Origin of the sequence: Mesorhizobium sp. M0761, assembly GCF_040320205.1 — a bacterium.
GTDB lineage: Bacteria > Pseudomonadota > Alphaproteobacteria > Rhizobiales > Rhizobiaceae > Mesorhizobium.
Window position 1 is genome coordinate 132,739 of sequence record NZ_JAMYPF010000006.1, and the last position, 25,089, is coordinate 157,827.

The 25,089-nt window shown below is 62.7% G+C and carries 30 protein-coding genes, 1 other RNA gene and 1 pseudogene; 18 read left to right on the forward strand and 14 right to left on the reverse strand.

Going from position 1 to position 25,089, the window contains the following annotated elements:
- Positions 1-50 precede the first annotated feature (50 nt).
- From pyc to NKI32_RS12195, 4 genes are all read left to right on the forward strand, one after another.
- Positions 51-3,509: a pyruvate carboxylase gene (gene pyc / locus NKI32_RS12180; RefSeq protein ID WP_353002714.1), complete on the forward strand. Its 3,459-nt coding sequence runs from the start codon at positions 51-53 to the stop codon at positions 3,507-3,509.
- Positions 3,510-3,659: 150 nt separating this feature from the next.
- Complete coding sequence (locus NKI32_RS12185; RefSeq protein ID WP_023668722.1) at positions 3,660-3,920, forward strand: DUF2312 domain-containing protein; 261 nt, start codon at positions 3,660-3,662, stop codon at positions 3,918-3,920.
- Between the two features lie 93 nt (positions 3,921-4,013).
- Complete coding sequence (locus tag NKI32_RS12190; protein ID WP_352741522.1) at positions 4,014-4,454, forward strand: hypothetical protein; 441 nt, start codon at positions 4,014-4,016, stop codon at positions 4,452-4,454.
- 7 nt (positions 4,455-4,461) lie between these two features.
- Positions 4,462-4,773: a hypothetical protein gene (locus tag NKI32_RS12195; protein WP_031196451.1), complete on the forward strand. Its 312-nt coding sequence runs from the start codon at positions 4,462-4,464 to the stop codon at positions 4,771-4,773.
- 61 nt (positions 4,774-4,834) lie between these two features.
- Here the strand turns inward: NKI32_RS12195 and msrB are convergent, their stop codons facing one another.
- From msrB to NKI32_RS12225, 6 genes are all read right to left on the reverse strand, one after another.
- Positions 4,835-5,239, reverse strand: coding sequence for a peptide-methionine (R)-S-oxide reductase MsrB (msrB, locus tag NKI32_RS12200; protein WP_013529102.1), 405 nt, complete (start codon positions 5,237-5,239; stop codon positions 4,835-4,837).
- Positions 5,240-5,339: 100 nt separating this feature from the next.
- Complete coding sequence (locus NKI32_RS12205) at positions 5,340-6,137, reverse strand: MBL fold metallo-hydrolase (protein WP_352839679.1); 798 nt, start codon at positions 6,135-6,137, stop codon at positions 5,340-5,342.
- A gap of 16 nt (positions 6,138-6,153) precedes the next feature.
- On the reverse strand, positions 6,154-7,344 hold the full coding sequence (locus NKI32_RS12210; RefSeq protein ID WP_353002716.1) for a vWA domain-containing protein: 1,191 nt from the start codon (positions 7,342-7,344) through the stop codon (positions 6,154-6,156).
- Positions 7,345-7,353: 9 nt separating this feature from the next.
- Positions 7,354-7,614, reverse strand: coding sequence for a type II toxin-antitoxin system HicB family antitoxin (locus NKI32_RS12215; RefSeq protein WP_050485875.1), 261 nt, complete (start codon positions 7,612-7,614; stop codon positions 7,354-7,356).
- Between the two features lie 35 nt (positions 7,615-7,649).
- Positions 7,650-8,096, reverse strand: a complete 447-nt coding sequence (locus tag NKI32_RS12220; RefSeq protein WP_353002717.1) for a GNAT family N-acetyltransferase — start codon at positions 8,094-8,096, stop codon at positions 7,650-7,652.
- 58 nt (positions 8,097-8,154) lie between these two features.
- The gene (locus NKI32_RS12225; protein WP_023698426.1) at positions 8,155-9,018 is read right to left on the reverse strand and encodes a LysR family transcriptional regulator; all 864 of its coding nucleotides are present in this window, start codon (positions 9,016-9,018) and stop codon (positions 8,155-8,157) included.
- A 142-nt stretch (positions 9,019-9,160) separates the two neighbouring features.
- Between NKI32_RS12225 and NKI32_RS12230 the strand changes: the two genes are divergently transcribed.
- Positions 9,161-10,702, forward strand: a complete 1,542-nt coding sequence (locus NKI32_RS12230) for an MFS transporter (protein ID WP_156940805.1) — start codon at positions 9,161-9,163, stop codon at positions 10,700-10,702.
- A gap of 41 nt (positions 10,703-10,743) precedes the next feature.
- Here the strand turns inward: NKI32_RS12230 and NKI32_RS12235 are convergent, their stop codons facing one another.
- On the reverse strand, positions 10,744-11,583 hold the full coding sequence (locus NKI32_RS12235; protein WP_023684147.1) for an AAA family ATPase: 840 nt from the start codon (positions 11,581-11,583) through the stop codon (positions 10,744-10,746).
- Between the two features lie 149 nt (positions 11,584-11,732).
- On the opposite strand from NKI32_RS12235, the gene ssrS reads away from it, so the two are divergent.
- The 5 genes from ssrS (at position 11,733) to NKI32_RS12260 (ending at position 14,892) form a co-directional block, all read left to right on the forward strand.
- Positions 11,733-11,888, forward strand: a non-coding RNA gene (gene ssrS, locus NKI32_RS12240) — 6S RNA.
- Positions 11,889-11,980: 92 nt separating this feature from the next.
- Entirely contained in the window at positions 11,981-12,565 is a 585-nt protein-coding gene (locus NKI32_RS12245; protein WP_023698428.1) for a 5-formyltetrahydrofolate cyclo-ligase, read from the forward strand.
- Between the two features lie 83 nt (positions 12,566-12,648).
- Entirely contained in the window at positions 12,649-13,176 is a 528-nt protein-coding gene (locus NKI32_RS12250; RefSeq protein ID WP_023716054.1) for a DUF3592 domain-containing protein, read from the forward strand.
- 56 nt (positions 13,177-13,232) lie between these two features.
- Positions 13,233-14,057: a TIGR00282 family metallophosphoesterase gene (locus NKI32_RS12255; RefSeq protein WP_023668734.1), complete on the forward strand. Its 825-nt coding sequence runs from the start codon at positions 13,233-13,235 to the stop codon at positions 14,055-14,057.
- A 73-nt stretch (positions 14,058-14,130) separates the two neighbouring features.
- On the forward strand, positions 14,131-14,892 hold the full coding sequence (locus tag NKI32_RS12260) for a TerC family protein (RefSeq protein WP_031205303.1): 762 nt from the start codon (positions 14,131-14,133) through the stop codon (positions 14,890-14,892).
- Positions 14,893-14,914: 22 nt separating this feature from the next.
- Here the strand turns inward: NKI32_RS12260 and NKI32_RS12265 are convergent.
- The 3 genes and pseudogenes from NKI32_RS12265 to NKI32_RS12275 form a co-directional block, all read right to left on the reverse strand.
- A pseudogene (locus NKI32_RS12265) lies at positions 14,915-15,368 on the reverse strand (SRPBCC family protein).
- A 28-nt stretch (positions 15,369-15,396) separates the two neighbouring features.
- Positions 15,397-15,759 (reverse strand): VOC family protein, encoded by a 363-nt coding sequence (locus NKI32_RS12270; protein ID WP_023728642.1) that lies wholly within the window; start codon positions 15,757-15,759, stop codon positions 15,397-15,399.
- A 20-nt stretch (positions 15,760-15,779) separates the two neighbouring features.
- Positions 15,780-16,262, reverse strand: a complete 483-nt coding sequence (locus NKI32_RS12275) for an SRPBCC domain-containing protein (RefSeq protein WP_023684154.1) — start codon at positions 16,260-16,262, stop codon at positions 15,780-15,782.
- A 51-nt stretch (positions 16,263-16,313) separates the two neighbouring features.
- Between NKI32_RS12275 and NKI32_RS12280 the strand changes: the two genes are divergently transcribed.
- From NKI32_RS12280 to NKI32_RS12295, 4 genes are all read left to right on the forward strand, one after another.
- Positions 16,314-16,637, forward strand: coding sequence for an ArsR/SmtB family transcription factor (locus tag NKI32_RS12280; RefSeq protein WP_023744976.1), 324 nt, complete (start codon positions 16,314-16,316; stop codon positions 16,635-16,637).
- Positions 16,638-16,818: 181 nt separating this feature from the next.
- Complete coding sequence (locus tag NKI32_RS12285; protein ID WP_023668740.1) at positions 16,819-17,568, forward strand: YebC/PmpR family DNA-binding transcriptional regulator; 750 nt, start codon at positions 16,819-16,821, stop codon at positions 17,566-17,568.
- A gap of 81 nt (positions 17,569-17,649) precedes the next feature.
- A complete protein-coding gene (locus NKI32_RS12290) occupies positions 17,650-18,438 on the forward strand; it encodes an RDD family protein (RefSeq protein ID WP_023700267.1) in 789 nt (262 codons plus the stop codon).
- Positions 18,435-18,746 (forward strand): Rdx family protein, encoded by a 312-nt coding sequence (locus tag NKI32_RS12295; RefSeq protein WP_023668742.1) that lies wholly within the window; start codon positions 18,435-18,437, stop codon positions 18,744-18,746. Before NKI32_RS12290 ends, NKI32_RS12295 begins: the two co-directional genes overlap by 4 nt.
- A gap of 33 nt (positions 18,747-18,779) precedes the next feature.
- Here NKI32_RS12295 and NKI32_RS12300 read toward each other — a convergent pair whose 3' ends face one another.
- Both NKI32_RS12300 and NKI32_RS12305 read right to left on the reverse strand, forming a co-directional pair.
- Positions 18,780-19,256 carry an anthrone oxygenase family protein gene (locus tag NKI32_RS12300; protein WP_353002719.1) on the reverse strand — a complete coding sequence of 159 codons (477 nt, stop codon included), beginning with the start codon at positions 19,254-19,256 and terminating at the stop codon, positions 18,780-18,782.
- 1 nt (position 19,257) lies between these two features.
- Positions 19,258-20,085: an NAD(P)H-binding protein gene (locus tag NKI32_RS12305; protein ID WP_353002720.1), complete on the reverse strand. Its 828-nt coding sequence runs from the start codon at positions 20,083-20,085 to the stop codon at positions 19,258-19,260.
- Positions 20,086-20,202: 117 nt separating this feature from the next.
- Here NKI32_RS12305 and NKI32_RS12310 point away from each other — a divergent pair, with 117 nt between their 5' ends.
- Entirely contained in the window at positions 20,203-20,841 is a 639-nt protein-coding gene (locus NKI32_RS12310; RefSeq protein WP_352759225.1) for a TetR/AcrR family transcriptional regulator, read from the forward strand.
- Between the two features lie 16 nt (positions 20,842-20,857).
- Here the strand turns inward: NKI32_RS12310 and NKI32_RS12315 are convergent, their stop codons facing one another.
- Positions 20,858-21,505: a helix-turn-helix domain-containing protein gene (locus tag NKI32_RS12315; protein WP_352759227.1), complete on the reverse strand. Its 648-nt coding sequence runs from the start codon at positions 21,503-21,505 to the stop codon at positions 20,858-20,860.
- Between the two features lie 154 nt (positions 21,506-21,659).
- Between NKI32_RS12315 and NKI32_RS12320 the strand changes: the two genes are divergently transcribed.
- Together NKI32_RS12320 and NKI32_RS12325 are read left to right on the forward strand one after the other, a co-directional pair.
- Complete coding sequence (locus NKI32_RS12320) at positions 21,660-21,980, forward strand: hypothetical protein (protein ID WP_353002722.1); 321 nt, start codon at positions 21,660-21,662, stop codon at positions 21,978-21,980.
- A 119-nt stretch (positions 21,981-22,099) separates the two neighbouring features.
- On the forward strand, positions 22,100-22,840 hold the full coding sequence (locus NKI32_RS12325) for a hypothetical protein (protein WP_353002724.1): 741 nt from the start codon (positions 22,100-22,102) through the stop codon (positions 22,838-22,840).
- 19 nt (positions 22,841-22,859) lie between these two features.
- On the opposite strand, the gene rpmE is transcribed toward NKI32_RS12325, so the two are convergent.
- Positions 22,860-23,081: a 50S ribosomal protein L31 gene (rpmE, locus tag NKI32_RS12330; RefSeq protein ID WP_023668748.1), complete on the reverse strand. Its 222-nt coding sequence runs from the start codon at positions 23,079-23,081 to the stop codon at positions 22,860-22,862.
- A 205-nt stretch (positions 23,082-23,286) separates the two neighbouring features.
- On the opposite strand from rpmE, the gene NKI32_RS12335 reads away from it, so the two are divergent.
- Positions 23,287-25,089: an ABC transporter transmembrane domain-containing protein gene (locus NKI32_RS12335; RefSeq protein WP_353002725.1), complete on the forward strand. Its 1,803-nt coding sequence runs from the start codon at positions 23,287-23,289 to the stop codon at positions 25,087-25,089.

Consider the following 25,089-nt stretch of genomic DNA (forward strand, 5'->3'; position numbering starts at 1 on the left):
CGCGTTAATCATGCCTCTGCCCCATCCCTCCCTGTCCGGAGCCTCCTTCCTTGGCCATCACGAAGATCCTCGTCGCCAACAGGTCCGAAATTGCCATCCGCGTCTTTCGCGCGGCAAACGAGCTCGGCCTCAAAACCGTGGCGATCTGGGCCGAGGAGGACAAATATTCGCTTCATCGGTTCAAGGCCGATGAAAGCTACCAGGTCGGGCGCGGGCCGCATCTGGCCAGGGACATGGGGCCGATCGAAAGCTATCTGTCGATCGAGGAAGTGATCCGCGTCGCCAGGCTGTCCGGCGCCGACGCCATCCATCCGGGCTATGGCCTGCTGTCGGAAAGCCCTGAATTCGCAGATGCCTGCGCCGAGGCCGGCATCACTTTCATAGGGCCGAAGCCCGACACGATGCGCCGGCTCGGCAACAAGGTCGCCGCGCGCAATCTGGCCATCGAGGTCGGCGTGCCGGTGGTGCCGGCAACCGAACCGCTGCCGGACGACATGGAAGCAGTCAAGCAGCTCGCCAAGACAGTCGGCTATCCGGTGATGCTCAAGGCATCGTGGGGCGGGGGCGGGCGCGGCATGCGCGCCATCCGCACGGAAGCCGACCTCGCCCGCGAGGTGATGGAAGGCAAGCGCGAGGCCAAGGCCGCCTTCGGCAAGGACGAGGTCTATCTCGAAAAGCTGATCGAGCGCGCCCGCCATGTCGAGGTCCAGGTGCTCGGCGACACGCATGGCAACGCTGTACATCTGTTCGAGCGCGACTGCTCGATCCAGCGCCGCAACCAGAAGGTCGTCGAACGGGCGCCGGCGCCCTACCTCAGCGAGGCATTGCGCCAGGAGCTTTGCGGCTATGCGCTCAAGATCGCGCGGGAGACCAGCTATATCGGCGCCGGCACGGTGGAATTCCTGCAGGACGCCGACACCGGCAAGTTCTACTTCATCGAGGTCAATCCGCGCATCCAGGTCGAGCACACCGTGACCGAGCAGGTGACCGGCATCGACATCGTCAAGGCGCAGATCCACATACTGGACGGCTTTGCCATCGGCACGAAAGAGTCGGGCGTGCCGGCGCAGGCCGACATCAGGCTGAACGGTCATGCGCTGCAGTGCCGCATCACGACCGAGGATCCGGAGCATAGTTTCATTCCGGACTACGGCCGCATCACCGCTTATCGCGAAGCCGCCGGTTTCGGCATCCGCCTCGACGGCGGCACCGCCTATTCGGGCGCGGTCATCACCCGCTTCTACGATCCGCTGCTGGAGAAGGTGACTGCCTGGGCGCCGACACCGGCCGAGGCGATCGCCCGCATGAACCGGGCGTTGCGCGAGTTCCGCATCCGCGGCGTGGCCACCAACCTCACCTTCCTCGAGGCAATCATCAACCACCCGCGCTTCGCCGACAATTCCTACACGACCAGGTTCATCGACACGACGCCGGAGCTGTTCGCGCAGGTGAAGCGGCAGGACCGCGCCACCAAGCTGCTCAACTATCTGGCCGACGTCAGCGTCAACGGCCATCCCGAAACCCGCGGCCGACCGATGCCGAAGGCCGATGCGGCAGCGCCTGTCGTGCCCTATCTCAACGGCAATGTGCCTGAGGGCAGCAAGCAGAAGCTCGACGCGTTGGGGCCGGAGAAATTCGCTGCCTGGATGCGTGAGCAAAAAGAGGTGCTTGTCACCGACACGACGATGCGCGACGGCCACCAGTCGCTGCTCGCCACCCGCATGCGCACGCATGACATTGCCGGCATTGCCGGCACCTACGCGCGGGCGCTGCCGCGGCTGCTGTCGCTGGAATGCTGGGGCGGCGCCACTTTCGACGTCGCCATGCGCTTCCTCACCGAGGATCCGTGGGAGCGGCTGAGCAAAGTGCGCGAAGCAGCCCCCAACCTTTTGCTGCAGATGCTTCTGCGCGGCGCCAACGGCGTCGGCTACACCAACTATCCCGACAATGTCGTGCAACATTTCGTCAGCCAGGCCGCTGCTGGCGGCGTCGACCTGTTCCGCGTCTTCGACTGCCTGAACTGGGTCGAGAATATGCGCGTCGCCATGGACGCGGTGGGCGCCGAGGGCAAGCTGGTCGAAGCAGCGATCTGCTACACCGGCGACATCCTCGATCCGGCGCGCGCCAAATACGATCTCAAATATTATGTCGGGCTGGCGAAGGAATTGCAGGCCGCCGGCGCCCATATCATCGCCGTCAAGGACATGGCCGGGCTTTTGAAGCCGGCCGCCGCCCGCGTGCTGTTCAAGGCGCTGCGCGAGGCGACCGACCTGCCGATCCATTTCCACACCCACGACACGTCAGGCCTGTCGGCGGCGACGGTGCTGGCCGGGGTGGAAAGCGGCGTCGACGCCATCGACGCGGCGATGGATTCCTTCTCCGGCAACACCTCGCAGCCTTGCCTGGGCTCGATCGTCGAGGCGCTGAAGGGAACCGAGCGCGATCCCGGCCTCGATCCGCAATGGATCCGCAAAATCTCCTTCTACTGGGAAGCGGTGCGCAACCAGTATGCCGCCTTCGAAAGCGACCTCAAGGGGCCAGCCTCGGAAGTCTACCTGCACGAGATGCCGGGCGGTCAGTTCACCAACCTCAAGGAACAGGCGCGTTCGCTGGGGCTGGAAACGCGTTGGCACGAGGTGGCACAAGCCTATCACGACGTCAATTTGATGTTCGGTGACATCGTCAAGGTGACGCCGTCGTCCAAGGTGGTCGGCGACATGGCGCTGATGATGGTGAGCCAGGATCTGACCGTTGCCGACGTCGAAAACCCAGCCAAGGACATCGCCTTCCCGGACTCGGTCGTCTCGATGCTGCGCGGCGATCTCGGCCAGTCGCCCGGCGGCTGGCCTGCGAAGCTGCAGAAGAAGGCACTGAAGGAAAGCAAGCCGATCACCGTGCGGCCGGGCTCGCTGCTCAAGCCAGCCGACCTCAAGGCCAGCCGCAAGGAGATCGAGCAGAAGCTGGAGCGCAAGCTCTCGGAGTACGAATTCGCCTCCTGGCTGATGTATCCGAAAGTGTTTACCGACTTCGCCGCCGCGCAGGAAACCTACGGGCCGGTCAGTGTGCTGCCGACGCCGACCTATTTCTACGGCATGAAGTCCGAAGACGAGATCTTCCTGGACATCGAAAAAGGCAAGACGCTTGTAGTGCGCTGCCTTGCGATCGGCGACGTCGATGAGAAGGGCATGGTCACCGTGTTCTTCGAGCTCAACGGACAGCCGCGCCGCGTCAGGGTGCCGGACAGGGCGCATGGCGCCTCGGCGGCCAAGGCTCGGCGCAAGGCGGAGCCCGGCAACGAGGCGCATGTCGGCGCGCCGATGCCGGGCGTGGTCTCCGCCCTTTCGGTTGCCGCCGGCCAAGCGGTCAAGGCCGGCGACGTGCTGTTGTCGATCGAAGCCATGAAGATGGAGACGGCCCTGCATGCCGAGCGCGACGGCACAGTGGCCGAAGTGCTGGTCAAGGCCGGCGATCAGATCGATGCGAAGGATCTGTTGATCGCGTTTGGCTGACGCGCGGATCCATCACACTGGGGACGGCTGGCAGCAGCCGTTGATGGAGCATCGATAATGGCTTGACCCGCCGCGCCTGCTCGGGCATCGAACCCGCTCCCAATTTACCGCGCCAGAATCGCGGTGCTTAAAAAGTAGCGGAGAAAAAACATGGCCGACGACATCACAGATACCAGCCAGACTGTTGCCGCCGGCCAGTTGCGCGCCTTCATCGAGCGCATCGAGCGGCTCGAGGAAGAAAAGAAGACCATCGCCGACGACATCAAGGAAGTGTTCGCCGAGGCCAAGGGCACCGGCTTCGACACCAAGGCGATGCGGTCGATCATCCGGCTGCGCAAGAAGGACCAGGCCGAGCGCCAGGAAGAGGAAACCATCCTCGATCTCTACAAGGCCGCGCTCGGCATGGTGTAAGGCTGTCTGGAAATTCTACTCCGGCTGATATCGCCAGAGCGAATTTCGAAACAGTCTCGGGCCAAGGAATGATGCTGGAACGGGCATCGAACCATGAGCGAATTCGACTTCGGCGCCCGCCGCGCCTCTGAATTCCGCCAACGCAGCTTCTGGGCGCTGTTCGCCGAACGGCATCCGGAGGAACGCGCTTCCATGGCGCGGCGCGGACCCTGGTTCTGGCAGCGCGGGCTGCCCGACTTCGCTCTGGTCCTGTCCATGTATGTCGCGCCGGCGCAAAGTCAAGTTGGCGTCTTTTTCGGCCGTAACGAGAAGTTCGGCGCGACCGGGGTCTGGTCGCGGCTGAAGCCGTTCCAACCGGCAATCGAAGACAGGCTGAAGCTCAGGCCGGAGCAGAGCTGCGAGGGCCTCGGCATCAATTCGATGTGGCGGGTGAACTGCTATGCCGAGGACAACTGGCCGGCCATGGCCGACTGGCTGGTGACGGAATGCTCGCGCTTCGAGCGCGCCGTCACCGACGTGCTGAGAGAGGGATAGCTATCAGGTGTTGGTGCAAAGCATCGGATCCTTCTTCGGCTCGCGCTGGCAAGGCGCGGTTCCGGTCGAGCGGTTGTTCTGGCGCGATCTGGTCCTTGTCGGCACGGCGATCAACATCACCTCGTCGGTGGCCGCGCTCATTCTGCTCGGCTTGAAGCTGCCGCTCGCCGTCGTCCTGGCGGTGCATTTCGCGCCCGTGCCCTACAACATCTTTTTGACCTTTGCCGTCTGGCGAACCACGGAAAAATCCAGTGGCGCCAAGGCTTCGTTGATGACGCTCGGGGCTACGCTTTGGCTGATCCTGGTGGTGGTTGTCTGAGAAGATTGACACGAAAAGGGCGGCCGAAGCCGCCCTTTGAAGATGGGGGTCAAGCCGCGGCTTAAGCCGCCGGCTCGAATTTCAGCGCCACGCCGTTGATGCAATAGCGCAGGCCGGTCGGCGGCGGGCCGTCCTCGAAGACATGGCCGAGATGGCTGCCGCAGCGGGCGCAGTGGCATTCGGTGCGGACCATGCCGTAGCTGCGGTCGACGGTGTTTTCGACCGAACCGGGCACCGGATCATTGAAGCTCGGCCAGCCGGTGCCGCTCTCGAACTTGAGCTTGGATTCGAACAGCGGCTGGTCGCAGCCGACGCAGGAAAAGGTGCCGGCGCGCTTTTCGTAGAGCAGGGCGCAGCTTCCGGGCCGTTCGGTGCCATGGCCGCGCATGACCGCATATTGCTCGGGCGTCAGGCGGGCGCGCCATTCAGCGTCGGTGCGGGTGACAGGGTAGGTGTGGGTGTCCATTTGATCTCCTCAGCCTTGGCGGCTTGTTGTTGGTTGCAAGCTATATTCGCTTAGAGATAGGCGTTTGTTACGTGTTTTGCTCGCATTTTCAGCCGAGCTCCTACCCAATCGCCTGAAGATAGCGGGCGATCGACGCATGAAATGCCGTTCTTGCGCCGCCGATGATGTTCTGCTGCCACCACGCGCCGTAGATGTCGTCGAATTCGAAAGGCTCAAGTGCCGCCGCGATGCGTCGCACGGCCGGCGCATTGAGCGGAATGTAGTTCGGATAGCTGTACATGAAGCTGACATGGCGACGCGTCGGCGTCACCTGCAATATGTCGCCGGACAGCAGGGCGTTACCGTCATCGCGTTTCCAATGCAGCACCTGGCCGCCGGCAAAATGGCCACCGCAACGCACGAGTGTCAGCGACGGGTTTATGGCCAGCGTCTCGCCCGCCCAGCTGACGATGGCGTTGTGCGGCCGCATGATCCACTGGCGGTCGTCGGCATGGAGATAGATCGGCACGCCGCCAAACGCCTCGCTCCACTCGACCATCACCGAATAATAGTGGCAGTGCGAAATAGCGATCGCGGCCAGGCCGCCGCGACGGTTGATTTCGGCTACCGCCTCGTCGCTCACCATCGAGATGCAATCCCACAGCACATTGCCGTGCGGCGTCTGCGCCAGCAGCGCCCGCTGGCCGATAGCAAAGCGCGGCTCGATGCCGAAAGCGAGAACGCCGGCATGGTCCTTCATCACAAGCCTATGCCCGGCAGAGAGTTCTTCCCCAGTGATCCAGGCCTGGCCTTCCCAGCGCACATATTGTCGCTCGTCCTCGCAGATCGGGCAATTTTCTGGAGGGGTCTGCGTTGCCGCGAACTGGACGCCGCATTGCGGGCAAAGAAAGCAGGTCATCGGTTTTCCTCTCATATCAATGCTTGCGTGAGAGCTGCTTCGTCGCGGCTTCCAACCCGGCCAGCGTCAGTGGGAACATGCGGCCGCCGAAGAGATCGCGGATCATCGCGATCGAATGGGTGAAGCCCCAGTTTTTCTGATTTTCGGGGTTCAGCCAGACCGCATTCGGCCATTGCTGGATGAGGCGGCCAAGCCAGACACTGCCGGCTTCCGGGTTCCAATGCTCGACCGAACCGCCGGGATGCGCGATCTCGTAAGGGCTCATCGAGGCATCGCCGACGACGATCACCTTGTAGTCGGGGCCGTATTTGTGAAGCAGATCGAAGGTCGGGATGGTCTCGGCATGCCTGCGCCGGTTGTCCTTCCAGACGCCCTCGTAAAGGCAGTTGTGGAAGTAAAAATATTCTAGCTGGCGGAATTCGGCGCGGGCGGCCGAAAACAGCTCCTCGACGCTTTTGATGTGGTCGTCCATCGAGCCGCCGACATCGAAGAACATCAAGAGCTTCACGGCGTTGCGCCGTTCGGGGCGCGTCTGCACATCGAGATAGCCGTGCTCGGCGGTGGCATGGATGGTGCCGGGCAGGTCGAACTCTTCCTCCGCACCCTCGCGCACCCAGCGACGCAGGCGCTTCAGCGCCACCTTGATGTTGCGGGTGCCGAGCTCGACGGCGTCGTCGAAATTTTTGAACTCGCGCTTGTCCCAGACTTTCACCGCACGGCGATTGCGGCTTTCATGCTGGCCGATGCGCACGCCTTCGGGATTGTAGCCATAGGCGCCGAAAGGCGAAGTGCCGCCGGTGCCGATCCATTTCGAGCCGCCCTGGTGGCGGCCTTTCTGCTCCTCCAGCCGCTGCTTCAGTGTCTCCATCAGCTTGTCGAACCCGCCGAGCGCCTCGATCAGTTTCTTCTCTTCCTCGGTCAGGTGCTTTTCGGCGAGCCGGCGCAGCCATTCCTCAGGGATGTTGGCGACACCGACGGCATCGGGGCCGGTGAACGCCTCGATCCCCTTGAAGACATGCGCAAACACCTGGTCGAAGCGGTCGATATGGCGTTCGTCCTTCACAAGCGCGGCGCAGGCGAGGTAGTAAAAACCCTGGACGTCATAGTCGACCAGCCCGGCCTCCAGCCCTTCCAGCAGCGACAGATATTCCCTGAGCGAAACGGGAACCCGCGCGGCCTTTAGTTCGAGAAAGAAGGGGAGGAACATGGTTGGCCGTTATCTATGCCGAACGGTCACGGCGGAGTCGCCACGGGCACTGTCGATTTCGCCGGATTGCAGAAGATTTGCCACAGTACGTGGGTTGGGCATGGGCAAGTGCTTTGCGATGCGGGCTTCCGCCCATTCGCGCATAGCCGACGCGGCATCGGCTATCGCTTCAGCCGGGTTTGCGCCGGCCCCGTGGCAGCCGGCGAGATCGGGCATCCGCACTCCCCAAACGCCGTCACTGCCATCCAGGATTCCGACATAGCGGATCATTCGGCTCCTTCCGCGTTATTTCGATCGCGCTCGCATCATAGCAGATCATACTCGATAAAACCTGTCCGCCGCGCGACATGGTCGTAGAGCTTGCGCGCTGTGGCGTTGGTTTCGTGGGTCATCCAATAGACGTTCTTGACGCCGATCTTGCCGGCTGCCTGCTTGACCGCTTCAATGAGGGCCGCACCGATGCCCTTGCCGCGCACATCAGGGTCGGCGAACAGGTCCTGCAGGTAGCAGTTGTTTTTCTCCGACCAGCCGGAGCGGTGATAGAGATAATGGGTCAGGCCGACCGCCTTGCCGTCGAGCGTGGCGATAAACCCCTTCGGTTCGAATTCACCTTCCGTGAACAGTCGTTTCCAGGTGATGTCGTAGACCTCGTCCGGCAGCTTGGTCTCGTAGAAGGTGAGGTAGGCAGTCCACAGCCGCCGCCAGTCGGCATGGTCGGCCAGCGCCAGCGGGCGGACGGTGATCTCGGTCATTTCGGTTCCTCCAAAGCCTTATCGGATTCCGGCGGAATCAGATCGGAAACACCATCGCCTAATCCACCGGCGAATTGTACTCGCGAAATGCGGTTGCCAGCATCTGCAGCGCGTCACGCGCGCGCGGCGCCAGATTGTGCGAATGCAGCACCACTTCGGAAGGGTCAAGCGATGGAAGACCAAGTTTGCGGCCAACCTCGATCAGGCCGGGCGGAGCGACGCAGTGAGCCAGCGCCGAAACGGCAAAGCCCGCCGATATCGCAATGTTGACGGCCGCGCCGCCGCCGCCGACGAAGGCCTCCTCCCAGGCGATGCCTGCTTTGTCCAGCGCCTCGACCGCCCGCACACGATCCGGACAGTTGCACACGGTGCTTAAGAGCGCGAGGCGCAACGGCGTTCCGCGCTGCCACTCGAAGGAAGGTGCGGCGAACCAGCCATAGTGGTTGCGCGACAAGGTCCGGCCAGGACGGCTGTCGCCTTCGCGGTGCACGATAACCGCGTCGAGCTCGCCGTGATCGAAAGCTTCCTTGAGCACCGTGCTGGTATCGATCCTCAAACTGAGCGTCAGCGATGGATCGTGCGCATGGAGCTGGGCAATCAGAATGGACAGCGCCGGACCGGCGGCATGATCGACAAAGCCGAGCGCAAGCCGGCACGGTGCTGACGCAAACTCCGCCATGGCGCGCTCGTGCGCGGCAAGGAAGTCGCGCGCGGCGGGGAGGAAGACGGCGCCTCGTGCCGACAGGCTGACGCGGCGCGGCGTTCTTTCGATCAATCGCGCGCCGAGCTTCTCCTCAAGGCGGCGCAGCTTGACGCTGATCGTCGCCTGCGTGCTGCCCAGCGCCGATGCCGCCTGGGTGAAGCTCTGCAGATCGGCCACCATCACAAAGGTTCGTACGGCGTCCACATCAAGACTGGTCATCGCAGCACTCCATTGGGCCAATCATTCCGTTTTGTCATTTCTGATATAGCCGAGCATAGCCTTTTTTCATGGTCGAGTCTCCTCTATCTCAAACCGGTCGCGGTTTGAAGAGCGCCTCATGCTCGGATGGAAAGAGATCGATATGCCAATTCAACGAAACACCATAGCGCTCACCGGCGTGTGCCTGGCGTCGCTGCTGTTCGGGCTCGAAATCTCCAGCGTGCCGGTGATCCTGCCGAAACTGGAAAGCGTGCTCGCCGCCAATTTCAGGGATTTGCAGTGGATCATGAACGCCTACACCATCGCCTGCACGACAGTGCTTATGGCGACGGGGACATTGGCCGACCGTTTCGGCCGCAAGAGCGTGATGGTGATCACCACCGTCGCCTTCAGCCTCGCCTCGCTGCTGTGCGGCCTAGCGCCGAGTGCGGCGCTGCTGATCGCCGCCCGCTTCCTGCAAGGTCTCGCCGGCGGCGCGATGCTGACCTGCAGCGTCGCCGTGCTGTCGCATCAGTTCCAGGACGGCCGCGAACGCGGCAAGGCTTTCGTCGCCTGGAGCGTCGTCTCAGGCATCGGGCTCGGTTTCGGGCCCGCCATCGGTGGCTTGATCGTGGCGCTGTCGAACTGGCAATGGGTGTTCCTCATCCACGTGCCGCTGGCGATCCTGGCGCTCGCCTTTATCGGCGCCGGTGTCACGCAATCGCGCGATCACAACGCCCAGAAGCTTGACTGGGCCGGCATGCTGACGCTGTCGGCTTCTGTGTTCGGCTTCTCCTATCTGATCACGCAGGGTGCGGATCTCGGGACCAGCGCCCGCATCGGCGTGATATCAGCCTCCGTGGCTGCGTTCATCGCTTTCCTTGTCGCCGAGAGGGTCAATCCCTATCCGATGTTCGATTTCTCCGTGTTCCGCATCCGCCAGTTTTCCGGCGCGATCATGGGCGCCATCGGCATGAATTTCAGTTACTGGCCGTTCATCATCTATCTGCCGATCTATTATTCGGGCGTTCTCGGCTACGACAGCACGACGACCGGCCTGCTGTTGCTCGTCTACACGCTGCCGTTCATGGTGATGCCGCCGATCGCCGAGCGCATTCGCGCGCGCTATCAGGCGCGAATTGCCATCCCGCTCGGTCTGCTGACGCTAGGGATCGGTTTCATCGCCATGTGGATCGGCTCCAAGCTCGAGGGCACCACCTGGCTGACCATGCTGCCGGGCACGCTGATTGCCGGCATAGGCATCGGTCTCACCAATTCGCCGACCACAAACACCACGACCGGCGCGGTATCGCCGGATCGCGCCGGCATGGCGTCCGGCATCGATATCAGCGCACGCCTGATCACGCTTGCCATCAACATCGCGGTGCTCGGCCTGCTGCTGACGCAAGGTATCGTTTCCCACCTGCGGGCCACACTCGGCGCGGCTTTGGAGCCGGATGAATTGCGGGCACTGGCGGAAAGGGTCGCCACCGGCAATCTGGAGGGCCTTGCGCAGGGGACGCCGAAGCTCGCAGCCCTCGACCCATCCGGCGCCATCGTGCATGCCGCCCTGGTCAGTGGTTTCGGCTGGGTCATGCTCTATTGCGGGATCGGCGTTCTCGCCCTGTCGGTCATCGGCTTCGTCATCTTCGGGCCGAAGCGCGTCGCGCCGCAGGAGAGAGGGTTTGCTCCCGCCGCGGAGTAAGCGGCCAAAGCCGCCCGTAGCTGTCAGCCAACCCTCGATCCTCACCCCTGCCGTCTGGCCATGAAGGCCAGGCGTTCAAACAGATGCACGTCCTGTTCGTTCTTGAGCAGTGCGCCGTGCAGCTTCGGCAGCGCATTCTTGGGGTCGGCGCGCAGATCCTCGGGTGCGATGTCGTCGGCGACCAGCAGGCGGATCCAGTCGAGCGCCTCGGAGGTCGACGGCTTCTTCTTCAACCCCTGCACATCGCGGATCTCGTAGAACTGGGTCAGGGCAGCACGCACCAAATTCTGCTTTATGCCGGGATAGTGCACGTCGACGATTTTGTGCAGCGTGTCGACATCGGGAAAGCGGATGTAGTGGAAGAAGCACCGGCGCAGGAAGGCGTCGGGCAGTTCCTTCTCATTGTTGGAAGTGATGATGACGATGGGGCGCACAGCGGCGCGGATCGTTTCGCCGGTTTCGTAGACGAAGAACTCCATCCGATCGAGTTCCTGCAGCAGGTCGTTGGGGAATTCGATATCGGCCTTGTCGATCTCGTCGATCAACAGCACGACCTTCTTACCGGCCGCGAAGGCGTGCCAGAGCTTGCCGCGCTTGATGTAGTTTTTGATGTCGTTGAACCTGGCATCGCCGAGCTGGCTGTCGCGCAGCCGCGAGACAGCATCATATTCATACAGTCCCTGCTGCGCACGGGTGGTCGACTTGACGTGCCATTCGATCAGGTCGAGGCCGAGCGCCGATGCCACCTGGCGGGCAAGCTCGGTCTTGCCGGTGCCCGGCTCGCCCTTGACCAGCAACGGCCGCTCCAGCGCGATCGCGGCGTTCACCGCCACCATCAGATCCTTGTCGGCGACATAGGCCGCCGTGCCTTCGAAACGCATACTTGCTCCTCGGTTGGTCAGCGCGAGCGTAAGGATGCTGCTTGACCTGTGCAAGGGCGAGCCGGCTGCGACCAAAGCGTGTGAGATCGAAATGGAAACATCGGCTCATGTCACTAGCGCTTGACCGACCAGCCGCCTATATTGGGCTTGGCGGTCTGCGCTTCCCGGCAGGAGAACATTTTCCCCGGGGCCTTAACGATCCTTAGGGAGCTGTCCCTGGGAAGACCCGTGGGTTTTCTCATACGGCGCCCACCTACTTTGTAGGTTCCCGGGATCGCTCTCTCCACCGGTTGTGTGGATCGTCACTTACCTCTATCCGCCCAGTTTGGCGGATGATGTGGTAGAAAACGTCGCTCATGAAACGTCACCCAGATCCGACCTTTTCTATCGTCCGCGCATGACATCTCCCAAAGACCTGAAAAAGCAGTTGCGCCTCGAGGCACTCGGCCGTCGCGATGCGCTCGATCCGCTGTGGCGGGTGGAGATCGCGCTTGAAATGGCCGAGACGGCGCGCGACCACCTCGCCATCGAGCCGGGTCAGATCGTTTCAGCTTTCTGGCCGATGCGATCGGAAGTCGACGTCAGGCCGCTGATGTTCGCCTTGCGCGAGAACGGGGCCAGGCTTTGCCTGCCGGCCATCCTCGACAAGACCACCATCGTCTTTCGCGAACTGGTGCGCGGCGCGCCGATGGTCGAGATGGGTTTTGGCACGGTCGGTCCGCATGCGGAGGCCGAGGTTCTCGATCCCGCGGTGATGCTGGTGCCGCTCGCGGCCTTCGACAGCCGCGGTCATCGCATCGGGTATGGCGCCGGCTATTACGACCGCGCCATCGCCAGGCTGATCGACAAGGGCCAGCCGCCACGACTGATCGGCATCGCTTTCGATTGCCAGGAGGTGGGTCTGGTGCCGGATGAGGCGCACGACGTCATCATCCCGGAAATACTCACCGAGAGCGGTTTGCGCCGCTTCGACATCGCTTAAAAGACCGCGATCCCGCTTAACGCGTTTCCAAGACGTGCCGGATAGTATTCCGGCAACACAGTCCGATCCGATGGCGGCCATCCATGTTTGTCTTCGCACGCTTCCTGCTGATGCCGTTCGTCCTTATCGCGGTGGCGCTGTTCGCGATGGCAGTGCATATTGTGGGAACTGCCCTGCATCACCACTTCGCCTGGCAGCAGGCCGTTGCCACTGTGACGGATGTCAGTTCCTACAGCGAAGCCCAGGGTAATGGCCTCACCGCGAAAGGCATCAACGTCGCTGTCACCTATGTCGCGAACGATGCACCGATGACGTGGTCCGGCAAGGGAAAGGACATCGGCCTCTACACGGCGTCCAAAGGCGACGCGGTGGAGTTGTATTACAACCCTGCCAATCCATCGATCCTCGATACCGCGGCGATGAAGGGCTGGCGCGGCGGGCTGTTGCTCCTGGCCACTACTGGTGGGTTCACTGTTTTCTACGTCTGGTTCTTCTGGCTGCGCGGACGCACCGCACCGCCGGCGTCACCGATGATGCCTTCGGCAGTTCGCGTCGCGGGCGCGAGCGCAAAGCAGTCTCAACAGCAGCGTGGTACTTTCGGCCGGCGTTAGCGCCAATCGCCCGGGTAGCGCTTGCCTAGCGTCCGTGCCTCTGGATAGAAGTGGGCATGAGACTTCTCTTCCTCGGCGACATGGTGGGCAAATCGGGACGTACGGCGGTGTGGGAACAACTGCCCGGCCTGATCTCGGATTTCAAACTCGACTTCGTCATCGTCAATGGCGAGAACGCCGCCGGCGGCTTCGGCATCACCGAAGACATTTTTCGCGACACCATCGCCGCCGGTGCGGATGTCGTCACCACCGGCAACCATGTCTGGGACCAGCGCGACGCACTGGTCTTCGCGCCGCGCGAGGAGCGCTTCCTGCGTCCGTCCAACTTCCCCAAGGGCACGCCGGGGCGCGGCTCCGGCGTCTACATCGCCAAAAACGGCGCGCGCGTGCTGGTCGCCAACATTATGGGCCGGGTGTTCATGCATCCCGAGCTCGACGATCCGTTCCAGGCCGGCGAGCGGGAGCTGGCCGCCTGTCCGCTGGGCGAGCAGGCCGATGCCGTGGTCATCGACTTCCATGCCGAAGCGACCTCGGAGAAAATGTGCTTCGCGCATTTCGTCGACGGCCGCGCCAGCCTCGTCATCGGGACCCATACGCACCAGCCGACGGCCGACCACCAGATCCTCAATGGCGGCACGGGCTATATGTCCGATGCCGGCATGTGCGGCGACTATGATTCCTCGCTCGGCATGGACAAGGAAGAACCGCTCAACCGCTTCCTGTCGAAAGTGCCGAAGGGCCGCTTCGAAGCAGCGACCGGACCGGCGACATTGTGCGGCGTCGGCGTCACTATTTCCGACCGCACCGGCCTGACCGAGAAGATCGCGCCTTTTCGTCGCGGGCCGCGGCTCGAAGAAACCGCGCCATCCTTCTGGTCATGACATTGATATAGTCGAGTAAAGTACCTAACTGGCGACGAAACTGCTCTAGATCGTTAAAGAGGGGACGACCTCCATGCAGCTGATCGAGTTCTTTGCGCCGCATTTTCAATTTGTTTCCGATCCAACCGCGTGGGTCGCGTTGCTGACGCTGATCGTGCTCGAGGTCGTGCTCGGCATCGATAATCTGATCTTCATCTCGATCCTGACCAACAAATTGCCGGAAGCGCAGCGCGCCCGCGCCCGGCGTCTCGGCATCTCGGCGGCGCTGATCATGCGGCTGGTGCTGCTCGCAACCATCTCCATCATCGTGCAGCTGACGACGCCGGTGTTCACAGCGTTCGGCCATGGCTTTTCCTGGCGCGACCTGATCCTGATTGCCGGCGGCCTGTTCCTGGTCTGGAAGGCGACCAAGGAAATCCACCACACCGTCGATCCCGACGACCACAAGGATACGATGATGGGCGAGACGCTGCAGATCTCGCTTGCCGGCGCCATCTTCCAGATCCTGCTGCTCGATCTCGTCTTTTCGATCGATTCGATCATCACCGCCGTCGGCATGACCGACGAGATTGCCATCATGTACATCGCCGTGATCGTGGCGGTGAGCGTGATGATGCTGGCGGCCGGGCCGCTGGCCAACTTCATCGCCAAGAACCCGAGCATCGTCATGCTGGCGCTGGGCTTCCTGCTGATGATCGGAATGACGCTGATCGCCGACGGCATGGGCTATCATGTGCCGAAGGGCTACATCTACGCGGCGATGGGCTTTTCCGCCCTGGTCGAGGGCCTGAACATGCTGGCGCGGCGGCGCAAGAAATCCGGCGGCGGGCATTGAGGCTGGCGTCGCAGGGGCGGCCCTAGCGCCCGATCAGGCCAAGCGACAGGCCCTGTTCCAGCCATGCCTTTGCGCCGGCAAGAACCAGTGCGAAGCCGTCGGTCGAGCCGACCGCCTGCTTGACCTGCTCGTCGGCGGTGCCGGCGAAGCCGAAATTGCTGACCTCAAGAAAGGTCGCACCGTCAGGCGTTTCGGCGCCGGGCATCTCCGTGAATGTCCAGACCACAGTGGTCGGCGGATCGCTCCATTGCATGACGATCTTCTTGTTCTCGACGATCTCGCTGACATTGACATCGCCGAGGCGCCGTACATGCGCCACTCCCAGCGAACCTCTTTGCCGCTATCCAGCCGGCCGCTACTGTGGGTAAACCAGAATTTCGTGGTGATGGCCGGGTTGACGATCGCCTCGAAGACCTCGGCGACCGGCCGCTTAATCAGCATGCCGGCTCGGCAGTCGGCGTTTTGTGAATTTCCATCGATGCTCCTTCCTTGTCCGGCTTTGCGCTACCAGGCGTCGGGCTCGCGCACCATGTGAACGATGCTGGCCGGGTTGGCGATCCAGAAGCCGCGAAAGCCTTCGCCCAGGGGCTCGACCGCGTCGCAACGGACGACGCCGGCCTTGGCGAGATGATCCGCAATGGCTGCAGAATCGTCGGTGAAAAGCTCAAGCCAGACTTCGGCCTGGCTCAGCATCGGCGCCTCGTCGATCCACAGACGGTTGGGGCCGAGCTCGAAGCCGATGGCCGGCGCCTTGGCGGTGAATGGATTCAAGCCTACGACGTCGCGATAGAAGGCGATCGTCGCCTCGTACTGATGTGACGGGACTTTCATGGCGATGTTGATTCCACCTGTCATTTTCGCGGTCATTGCGGGCTCCGTTGCGCGGTTCATCTGTTTGTCTCGTTGGCCGGCTCGCCCCTCATCTCGCCGCGGTAGTAGCCGTCGCGCAGGTTGATGCCGTATTCGACATAGGCCTTCATGCAAGCCAGCATCTGCGACCAGCCCTCGCAATTGAGGTAGGATTTCTGCAGGCCGACCACGCCTTCCGGCCAGCCGGATTCAGCAATGGTCACAAGGGTGCCGCCATCGTCCAGCGGCTCGAAGTTCATCTCGATGCGTGTCTTGTAGGCCGGCCTGTCGTCGGCATCTGTGGCATCCCAGCGCAACACGATGCGGCTGTCCTTGACCACTTCATCGACCTCGACCGGCACTTTTCCCCACCAGACGACACCGATGCCGGCTTCCAGCGGGGCGCTGGCGCCGCCGATGGTGGTGAAATAGCCGCTGAGCTTCTCCGGATTGACGACTGCGTCGAAGACTTCTGCGACCGGTTTGCCGATGCGCCCGGAAACTCTGAATCCAAGAGACATATCCACAGCTCCTTCCTTGATTGGCTCGACGATATGTTATAGAAACATAACATGTCAAGCCAAACCGCAGACGATCACGTTTTCAAGGCGTTGGCGCATCCGCGCCGTCGCGAATTGCTGGATCGGCTGAAGGATGCGCCGCAGACGACCGGCATGTTGTGCGAGGCGTTTCCCGACATCGATCGCTGCACCGTCATGCTGCATCTCAAGGTGCTGGAAGAAGCTGAACTGGTGGTGGCAAAGCGCGAAGGGCGCGAGCGCTGGAACCATCTCAACGCGCTGCCGATCAAGCACATCCACGACCGCTGGATCAGCCAGTATGCCGGCCATGCGCTCAGCATTATCGACCGGCTGAAGTCCGATCTGGAGGGGTGAACCGGCGCGGCTGGACGAATTGAGCCGATTTATCTATAAGCCGGCCATTCCGACAGAGAACGCCGTGCATCCATCGCGTTGCACCTTGGACGGCTCTGAAAATTTGAGTTCGAGTATCGCGGAAGACGAGGTGAGATCACCTCGTTTCGGGATGCTCTTAGCCTAAGACGACAGGGGTGCCATGGCTGGCCATTCACAGTTCAAGAACATCATGCACCGCAAGGGCCGGCAGGACGCGGTGCGGTCGAAAATGTTTTCCAAGCTGGCGCGCGAAATCACCGTCGCCGCCAAGAGCGGAACACCGGATCCGTCGATGAACCCGCGTTTGCGCCTGGCCATTCAGAACGCCAAGGCGGTGTCGATGCCGAAGGACAACATCCAGCGCGCCATCAACAAGGCATCGATGGGCGATGCCGAGAATTACGAAGCGGTGCGCTATGAAGGCTATGGGCCAGGCGGCGTGGCGCTGATCGTCGAGGCGCTGACCGACAACCGCAACCGCTCGGCCTCGAACGTGCGCGCCGCCTTCACCAAAGCCGGGGGTGCGCTTGGTGAAACCGGCTCGGTGTCGTTCATGTGGAACCGCGCCGGCGAGATTTACTATCCGGCCTCCGCCGGCAGCGCCGACAAGGTGATGGACGCGGCGATCGAGGCCGGCGCCGATGACGTCGAGTCCGACGAGGAAGGCCACACCATCTACTGTGCGTTCGAGAGTATGGGCGAAGTGTCTAAGGCGCTGGAAGCCTCGCTTGGCGAGGCCGAATCGGTGAAGCCGATCTGGCAGCCGCAGAACAATGTCCCGGTCGACGAAGAGCGGGCGCAATCGCTGATGAAACTGGTGGCAACGCTCGAGGACGATGACGACGTGCAGAGCGTCTACGCCAATTTCGAGGTCGACGACGAGACCATGGCCAAGCTCAGCGCGGCGTAGGTCCGTGCAATACAGTCGGATGCGAATATTGCTGTATGACGGCGGCCTGCCTATAGATTAGTCAGTTATCAGGGGGGGCCGATGACCGACTATAAAGAGGCAAGTTTTGCCGATGCGGTGGCCTGGCCTCGCCGGCCCGGCATATGGCGACGGTTTCTCGCTGCACTCATCGACTACCTTGTAATCCTGATCGCCCTCTATTTGCTCGTAGGGGCTCTATTTCTGCTGACCAACGGTGGCGTAAAAGGCAGCTTTTGGCTGAACTGGAAACTATGCCAGGAGGGTACGGTTCACGGTGCCCCGACACTTGCCCGTTATGATTGGCAGGTGTGTAGAACATCAGTACTCGGTTTGCCGGTCGCCATATGGAGCGTGGGTACGGCGCCGGGCTCAAAGCCTGGAGAAACCTCCTCCATCTCGATCGATCTGGATTCGCAAGGGAATTTCAGGCCTGCAGCATTGGACCTGGGTTTCCTCGAGCTGATCGCTCTGGCGTCTTATCTCCTCATTATGGAGTTGAAGTCCGGCCAATCAATCGGCAAGCGGCTCACGGAGCTCACTGTACATGATGAGGACGACAGACATAGGGTCGGCCTGCCGGCGAGAAAGGCTGTTCGGCGGCAACTTATCAAGTTTCTCGGCGCATTACCGATCGTCCTGACGGGAAGCTGGTATGCTTTTCAGGCTTGGGGCACCGCTCCCGGTGGCGTGCAGGATTACTCCAGCCTGGAAATAGTGGTTGCATCCGCTGCCCTCGTTTTGGTGCTGATCTGGCCGGTCTGGATTGCGATATCCATAGCTCTGGGCGACGACCCGATACACGATCGATTCGCAAATACCACGGTGCGCATACAGGAGGCCCAGACATGAGTGTGCCGGAGAGGCCCCGCGTGGTCATCACCTATTGCACGCAGTGCCAGTGGCTGTTGCGGGCCGGCTGGATGGCGCAGGAACTGCTCTCCACCTTCGGCACGGATCTTGGTGAAGTGACGCTGGTGCCGGGCACAGGCGGCATCTTCACCGTTTCCTGCAACGATGTGCTGGTCTGGGACCGCAAGCGCGACGGCGGCTTTCCCGATGCCGCCAAGCTCAAGCAGCTGGTGCGCGACGTCATCGATCCGGGCCGCGATCTCGGTCATTCCGACCGCAAGGGTCACACGCAAAAGGACCCCGCTTGAGGCGAGGTCCTTGCGTTTGCGAAGTGTCATTTTTCAGAGCAATGCGAACATGAAGCAGGCCATCGACACGATGGCGGTGATGGTGCGGACGTGGTTCCACATCACCCATTGATTCAGATGGTTCGCCCACACGGCTGCGCCATTGGCGCTGGCCGGGTCGACGGCGGCGAGCGCATCGTTGAGCGGCACATTGAAGACCATGGTCACGATCGGGTTGCCGATCAAATAGATCACGGCGCCGGCAAGCAGCCAGTATGAGCCGGACTGGCTCCACCCCATGAGAACGGCGGCGATAAGCACCAGACAGAGCAGGCCGGTGCCGAACAGCGCCGTCATGAAGGTGGGCGTGATCACCGTGATGTTGATCGAATTCATCGCTGCGATGCCTTGGGGGACCGGCAGCCGGGCAAGCGCCGACATGATAAAGTTGGAAAAGGCGAAGAACACGCCGCCGACGACGCCCGAGCCGATGGCGGCGATGATGGTGAGGGTGGGAAGAAGCTTGATCATCTCAGTTGCTCCAGATGCCGGTTGCAGCGGTTTCATTTGCGTAGGCGGAAAAGTCTTTCGGCGCGCGGCCGAGCACACGCTGGACGCCGTCGGTCAGCGTCTCGTTGCGGCCGTCAAGCACTTCGGTGAACAGCTCGTTGAGCAGCCAGGCGATTTCGGGCGGCAGTTCGTATGCCGCCGTCGCGGCGGTGAATTCGTCATGCGAGATCTTGATATAGCGGATGTCGCGGCCGGTCGCCTTGGCGATCTCGGCAACCGCGTCGGCGAAGCTTAGCAGCCGCGGCCCGGTCAACTCATAGAGCTGGCCGACATGACCCGGTTCGGTCAGCGCAACGAAGGCAGCATCGGCGATGTCGTCGACATCGACGAAGGGCTCGCCAACAGGGCCGACAGGCAAAGCCACTTCGCCTTGCCGCAAGGACTCGACGAGAAAACCTTCGCTGAAATTCTGCGAAAACCAAGCGCAACGCAGGATCGTCCAGTCAGCGCCCGAGGCTTTGACCATCTCTTCGGCGCGCTGGGCTTCGGTCTCGCCGCGGCCGGAGAGCAGCACCATGCGGGTGACGCCATTTGCCACCGCAAGCCTGGCGAAGGCGCCGACGGTCTCGGCGGCGCCCGGCACGGCGATGTCGGGATAGTAACTGATGTAGACGGCGCCCACGCCCTGCATGGCAGGCTCCCAGGTCTCCGGAACCTCCCAGTCGAAGCGGGGGCTGCCGGAACGCGAGCCGATGCGCACGGGAATGCCCTGTGAGGTCAGCCGCTCGGCGAGGCGACGGCCGGTCTTGCCAGTGCCACCGAGGATCAGGACTGGTTTGGTGTCGGTCATGGTGGTTTTCCTTTGTTACAAATATGAGTAATCCTCACATTTGCAAAATGTGATAAACCCTCGTATTTTGGGAGTCAAGCCGTTTGTTGGCAGATTTTGTCGAGACCGGAGGCCGTCATGGAAGACACAGCAACGCCCGCATCTGAGGAGCAGGTCGCATCGCCGCGACGGGCGCCCACCCAGCAGCGCAGCCGCGAGCGGGTCGAGCGCATGCTGGCCGCAGCCTCGGCGCTGATTGCCGAGCAAGGCAGCGACGCCATGCGCATGGGCGAGGTAGCGGAACGGGCCGCGGTGTCGATCGGCTCGCTCTACCAGTTCTTTCCCGACAAGCGGGCGATCGTCTGGGCGCTGGCCGAGCGCTATACCGCCGAAAGCCAGGCCTGCATCTCCTCGGCGCTCAAGGATGTCGTCGACGCCGAGGGCCTGCGGCAGGCGTTTTCGGAGCTGGTCGATATCTACTACCAGCTGTTCCTGGCCGAGCCGGTGATGCGCGACATCTGGTCGGGCACCCAGGCTGACAAGGCGCTGCGCCAGCTCGAACTTGCCGACAGTCGGGCGAATTCCGAATTCCTGACCACGGTGCTGAAGCGGCTGCATCCCGGCGCCGATCCGGTAGCGCTGGAGACGACGGCCTTCCTCGTCTGGCAGATGGGCGAGGCTGCCGTGCGGCTGGCGATCTCGGTCGACCGGCAGGAGGGCGACAGGCTGGTCGCCGCCTACAAGCGCATGGCGCTGCGGGAACTAGTCGGCGCCTGACCGGTGTCGCCCGCCTTCATTTTGTCTCGCCTGGCAACGGCAGGGCCGCCAGCTTTCGGTTTGACAGCCGATGCTCCAGCCGCCAGACCTTCGGGGTTAAGCCTGTCACGCGCAGGAACTCGCGGTTGAAGTTCGATTTGCTGAGAAACCCGGCGTCGAACATGATGCGGGTGATGGGTTCGTCGCTGGCCGCCAGCAGGCGGCAGGCTTCGCCGATGCGCTGGTTGTTGGCATATTGCGACACGCTCGATCCGTGGATGCGGTTGACCGCCGACGACACTTGCCGCGCCGGCAGGCCGAGGCGCCTGGCGATACGGCCGAGGTTGAGGTCAACGTCCCTGTAGAGTTCTTTTGACTGCATCAGCGCGTCGACCGCCGCCGCGACCGCGGAATCCTCGCTCGTCGCCCGTGGCGTGGCTTGCGGCCCATCGTCTTCATCGTCATCCAGAGGCGCGGTTTCGCTGGCCACCGCGGCTGCACCGCCAAGCAGCAGCAGCGCCAGCACATTGCCGGCGGCAATCACCGCGCCGGAATGGGCACCGCCGGTCCATTCGAGGTCGAGGCTGATGATAATGTCGGTGACCGGCGACGCCAGGATCGCCAGCGTCGTCACCAGCAGCGCCCGGTAGGGAGCGCAAGACACCGTCCAGACGCGACTCGGCAAGGCCGTCCGGCCCGACCCGCGCAAGCCAAAGAAGGGCGACGCCATAACACAGGAAGACCAGCATGATCACGGGGCCTACCGGCTCGCGCCAGAAGATCAGCAGCAGGGCCACAAGACAGGCCGGCAACAGATGCGGCCACAGCGAAGCCAGGCGATGCCGCGAGCGTTCCCTCGCCAGACCGCTAAAAGCTATCCAGGCAAGCGGCGCGATCAATGTCGCCAACACCGCCTGGAAAGGCATGATTGCCCTGACTTCGTAGCCCCAGCGGATGCCGATCAGCACCGACTGCAAGGCGTAGGCAGCCATCAGCAGCATGAAAAACATGTTTTCGCGCAGATCGGCCTCGTTTCGGCGGATCATCTGCGCAAGCAGGATGACGAGCAGCAGGGCAACGACGAATGGCAAGGGAATGAAAATCATGATCGCAAGCGTGGTTCCAAGGCGGCCGACGATGGACCGGGCGGCCGACAATGACCTGGATTGCGTTCACGGTCGTCCCGGATCGTGATCGAGGTCGCGAAAATCGACGTCTCGGATCATCTGGGCAACGCTGCGGTCCTTTCGCGACCGCCCACCCATGATCGGAGACAATGATGAAATCCGCAATTCTCGTCTTGCTGCCCTTTGCCGCAGTTGCCCTGGCACCGCCGGTGGCCGGTGATGCCGCAAAGACGCTCGATCTCGCCGGTGTGACCGCCATCATCATCACCGGCGAGGCAAGCTCGGTCAAGCTGACCACTTCAGGTGCAGAACCCTACCAGGCGACGATCGGCAGCCGCCGCGAGGGCTGGTTTGCCAGCTGGTATTCGTCCTGGTTCGCCAATGACTGCCGCACCGCCAGCGACATGAAGCGGGAGGCCTCGACGTTGCGCATCAATGTCGCTCCGTCGTCCTGGCTGGATCCTTCGGATTGCAGGGTCGAGATCAACGCCAACATTGCGCCCGAGAGTTCTGTGTCGATCGAGCAGGCGGCCTTGCTGGCCAGTATGACGGGGAATTTCTCCAGCATCGCCATTACCGGCAAGGCGGCCGATGTTTCGCTCGAAGGGCATGCTTCACGCATCGATCTCAAGGGCGAGGCGCTGAGGGCCAATCTCGCCTATGGCAGCGTCCGGAAGGACGAGACTGTCGCCATTGCCCGGCAAGGCGCTGGATGCCACGCTGACCTTCGGCCGGCAGGTTCAAATCAGCTACTCGGTGACCGCGTCGGCGTCCTTCGTCGACAGTTCGCTTGCCAACACTGCCGGCGCCAAACCCTCGATCGTGATCAAAGGCGATTTCGTCCGCGCCACGATCCGCTGAACAAAAAACCCGCCACAAGGGCGGGTTCCTGATCTGCGAAAGCCGATAGGCTTAAAGGCCGAACCCTTCGAAGCGCTTCTTGAACTTCGACAGGCGGCCGCCGCGGTCGAGCAGGGTTTGCTGGCCGCCGGTCCAGGCCGGGTGCGTGGTCGGGTCGATATCGAGGTTCATCGTATCGCCTTCCTTGCCCCAGGTCGAACGGGTCGAGTATTCTGTGCCATCGGTCATGACGACCTTGATGGTGTGGTAGTCGGGATGGATATCGGCCTTCATTGTCGTGCTTCCTGGCTTGTGGCGCTACAGACGGGCCCGTGGCCTGCGTCGATGCGCCCCTTTTTAAAACTCGAAGCCGCAGCTATTGAAAAGCCACGGCTTCTAAAACGGTCGGCGAGCCTATACATCAGCCGGAATTGAATCACAAGGCCACGGCAGGCGCATATTGAACGCGCCCACCTGGAAGCGGCCAGAGGAAACGGTCATGGCGGACATCAGCGGCGAGCAAGACGGGCGCAGGCGCTCGCTCGGGCCGCTCAGGCGCCTGTATCCCTATATATTCCGCTACCGCAAACTGGTCATAGGCGCCCTCATTTCGCTCGCCATCGCCGCGGCGACGACGCTGGCGCTGCCGCTGGCCGTGCGGCGCATGATCGACCACGGTTTCAGTGCTTCCGGCACCGTCTTCATCGCCGAATATTTCGCCGCTTTGGTTGCGATGGCAGCCATTCTGGCGGCGGCGTCGGCCGGACGCTACTACTTCGTCATCACGCTCGGCGAGCGGGTCGTCGCCGACATCCGCAGCGACGTGTTTTCGCATGTCACGACGCTTTCGCCGTCCTTCTTCGACACCGCGCAATCGGGCGAGATCGTCTCGCGGCTTGCCGCCGACACCACGCAGGTGAAATCCGCGGTCGGCGCCACCGCCTCCGTGGCGTTGCGCAACGTCATCCTCGGCCTTGGCGCGGTGGCGATGATGGTCGTCACCAGCCCGAAACTGTCGGGCCTGGTGATCGCGGCCATTCCGCTCATCGTGCTGCCGCTGGTCGCGTTCGGCCGTTCGGTGAGGCGCCGGTCACGGCAGGCGCAGGACACGCTGGCGCAAGCGACCGCCTATGCCAGCGAGCAGATCGGCGCGGTGCGCACGCTGCAGGCGTTCACCAACGAGACGCTGGTCACCGGGCGGTTCTCGGCCGCGGTGGAAGCCGCCTTCCAGGCGGCGCGCTCGTCGATCTTCTCCCGCTCGCTGCTCACCTTCTTTGCCATCTTCATGATCTTTTCCTCGGTCGTGGCGGTGTTGTGGTTCGGCTCGCGTGACGTGCTTGCCGGCACGATGTCGCCCGGCACGCTCGGCCAGTTCCTGCTTTACTCCGTGTTTGCCGCAGGCGCGCTGGGCGCACTGTCGGAAGTCTGGGGCGAGCTTGCCCAGGCGGCGGGTGCGGCCGAAAGGCTGACCGAGATACTCGACGAGACGCCGGCGATTCAACCGCCGGCCAATCCGCTGCCGCTGCCCGCCAAGGCGACAGGCGCGATCAGTTTCGACGACGTCTCCTTCTCCTACCCGGCAAGGCCGGACCGTGCCGCCGTCCACGGCTTGAGTTTTCAGGTCAAGCCCGGCGAGACGGTGGCGATCGTCGGCCCGTCGGGCGCCGGAAAGAGCACCGTCTTTTCGCTGATCCTGCGCTTCTACGATCCAGAAACCGGCCGCATCGCCATTGACCGCGTCGACGTGCGCGAAGCCGATCCGGCCGAAGTGCGGGAGCGCATTGCGATCGTGCCGCAGGACGTCACCATCTTTGCGGCAAGCGCGCGCGACAATATCGGCTTTGGCCGGCCGGGCGCGACGAATGCCGAGATCGAGGCCGCCGCCAGGGACGCGCTGGCCGACGAGTTCATCCTCAGGCTCGACAAGGGCTACGACAGCCAGGTCGGCGAGCGCGGCGTCACCTTGTCCGGCGGCCAGCGCCAGCGCGTGGCGATCGCCCGCGCCATCCTGCGCGACGCGCCGATCCTGCTGCTCGACGAGGCCACGTCGGCGCTCGACGCCGAAAGCGAAACGCTGGTGCAGACGGCGCTGGAACGGCTGATGCAGGGCCGCACCACCATCGTCATCGCCCACCGGCTGGCGACCGTGCTGAAGGCCGACCGCATCCTGGTCATGGATGGCGGCCGCATCGTCGAGGAAGGCACGCACCAGAGCCTGGTCGCCAAGGGCGGAATCTATGCAAGGCTGGCAAAGCTGCAGTTCGAAACCGGAGCAAGCGCCTTCAGGGGTGCCGCGGAGTAG